This is a genomic window from Clostridia bacterium, assembly GCA_035561135.1.
GTDB lineage: Bacteria > Acidobacteriota > Terriglobia > Terriglobales > Acidobacteriaceae > DATMYA01.
The window spans coordinates 1-2,619 of sequence record DATMYA010000013.1; the positions used below are offsets into that span (position 1 = coordinate 1).

Annotated in this window: 3 protein-coding genes; all 3 read left to right on the top strand. The window is 59.1% G+C overall.

Annotated elements, in window-relative coordinates; all coding sequences use genetic code 11:
* Positions 1-756: SDR family oxidoreductase (locus VN622_03795; GenBank protein ID HWR34979.1), on the top strand; the 756-nt coding region annotated here is incomplete at its 5' end.
* On the top strand, positions 753-1,871 hold the full coding sequence (locus tag VN622_03800) for a PHP domain-containing protein (GenBank protein HWR34980.1): 1,119 nt from the start codon (positions 753-755) through the stop codon (positions 1,869-1,871). The genes VN622_03795 and VN622_03800, both read left to right, overlap by 4 nt.
* A gap of 4 nt (positions 1,872-1,875) precedes the next feature.
* A partial coding sequence (locus VN622_03805; GenBank protein ID HWR34981.1) for an alcohol dehydrogenase catalytic domain-containing protein occupies positions 1,876-2,619 on the top strand: 744 nt, incomplete at its 3' end.

Consider the following 2,619-nt stretch of genomic DNA (forward strand, 5'->3'; position numbering starts at 1 on the left):
AAGGGCATTGCGGAGGAACTCTACCGTGAGGGCGCGTTTGTCGTGATTGCCGACCTGAACGAGCCGCTGGCGCAGACGGTCGCGGAGTCGCTCGGCGAGCGCGCGGTTGCGGTCAAGACGGACGTCTCCAGCGAGGAGAGCGTCGCGGCGCTGATTGCAGCCACGGTGGAAGCGTTCGGCGGGCTGGACTTGTTCGTCAGCAACGCGGGCGTGCTCAAGGCGGGCTCACTCGACGAAATGGAGAAGAAGGATTTCGAGTTCGTGACCGCGATCAACTACACCGCGTTTTTCACCTGCGTGAAATACGCCCAGCGGATCATGCGCGCACAGTTTTCGGCGGATGCTTCGTGGATGGGCGATATCATTGAGATCAACAGCAAGAGCGGACTTGAGGGCAGCAACAAGAACTTCGCCTACGCGGGCGGAAAGTTCGGTGGCATCGGGCTGGTCGAAAGCTTTGCGCTGGAGCTCGCACCCTATAACATCAAGGTCAACGCGATTTGCCCCGGAAACTATTACGACGGCCCGCTTTGGAGCGATCCCGAGCGCGGATTGTTCGTGCAGTATCTGCATACAGGCAAGGTGCCGGGCGCGAAGACGATTGAAGATGTCAAGAACTTCTATCTAAGCAAATCGCTGATCAAGCGTGGATGTTTGCCGTCGGACGTCGCAAAGGCGATCTTCTACGCGGTGGAGCAGACCTACGAAACGGGTCAGGCAATCCCCGTGACCGGCGGACAGGTGATGCTCAGATGATTGATTTTTCGCTCCTTAACGAATTGAATGCAGGAACAAGCGAAGATCGCTTAGCCGCGCTTGCGCGCGCGACAGCGCGCGCCAAGTTCACTTCCGTTGACCCAAGGATGGTCAACAACCACATCCACACGAACTATTCGTTCTCGCCTTATTCGCCATCTGCCGCGGTCTACGCGGCAAGAGCGGAAGGCCTCGCCACCTGCGGCATCGTGGATCACGACAGCATCGGCGGAGCAAGAGAATTCATCGAGGCAGGGAAGATCGTCGGGATTCCGACGACCATCGGCATCGAGACGCGGATTTCGTTTGCGGAAACCCCGCTTGCAGACAAGCGCACCAACAACCCCGACCAGATCGGCAACAGCTACATGGTGCTGCACGCGGTTCCGCACGAGAACATCGATCTGGTGCAGGCGTATTTCGCGCCCGTTCGCGAAAAGCGCAACGCGCGTAATAGAAAAATGGTCGAGCGGATCAATGATCTCTACGCACTTGACGGTGTACAGCTCAATTTCGATCGCGATGTGCTGCCGCTCTCGCAGGCGGCAGAGGGCGGAAGCGTGACCGAACGGCACCTCATGCTCGCGCTCGCGCGGCAGCTGATTGCGCTCGGCAAAGCGAGCCTCCCGCAGAACGCGAGCGAACTCGACGTTATGTTCGCGGAATACGACCTCGTCGGCGCGCTGAAAAAGGACTGCATCCCGAAGGTGTTTATCCCGGCGACAGACGAATGCCCGACGCTGAATGAAATCGTGCGGTTCGCAGGAGAATCCGGCGGCATTCTCGCGTATGCGTATCTCGGCGACGTGACGAGCAGCGTCACCGGCGACAAGAAAGCGCAGAAATTTGAAGACGACTACCTCGACGAGCTGTTTGCGGTGATCGACCGGGCGGGTATCCGCGCGGTGACCTATATGCCCACGCGCAACTCGCAAGCGCAGATCGAGCGGCTGAGAAGTCTCTGCGACCGCTGCGGCATGCAGCAGATCACGGGCGAGGACATCAACTCCCCGCGACAGAGCTTTATCATCGAGAAGATGCGGGAAGAGCAGTTCAGCAATTTAATCGAGAGCACATGGAGACTGATCCGGCATGAGAACGGAGAAAGAGAGTAAGAGCATGAAGACAAGAGCAGTTCGCATCTACGGCGCGCAGGATCTGCGGCTGGAGGAGTTTGAGTTGAGCCCGGTCGGCGACGACGGCGTTCGCTGCAAGGTGATTTCGGACAGCCTTTGCATGTCCTCGTATAAGGTCTACATGCAGGGAGCTGCGCACAAGCGCGTTCCTGATGATGTCGCGACAAATCCCACGATCATAGGGCACGAGTTCTGCGGCATCGTGGATGAAGTCGGCAAGAACTGGGCGCACAAGTTCAAAAAGGGCGACGGCTTCGTCATACAGCCCGCGCACTCCTATCAGGGTGCGCTGACCGCGCCGGGCTATTCCTTCCGCGAGTGCGGCGGCGACGCGACCTACGTCAATATCCCCTGGGAAACGCTGCACATGGACTGCCTGCTGCCCTACAAGAGCGATGTCTTCTTCTACGGTTCGCTTGCCGAACCCATGAGCTGCATCATCGGCACGTTCCACGCGATGTACCACACCCGTGACGGCGAGTACGTCCACGATATGGGTATACGCGAGGGCGGCAAGATGGCGCTCCTCGCGGGCGTAGGCCCGATGGGCCTCGGCACCATCGACTACGCGCTGCACTGCGACCGCAAACCGGGCCTGCTCGTCGTCACCGACATCGACGACGCGAGATTGGCGCGCGCTGCCTCGATCTATACCGTCGAGCATGCAAAATCGTGCGGCATCGACCTGCACTACGTCAACACCGGCAAGCTCGAAAACCCGATTGAA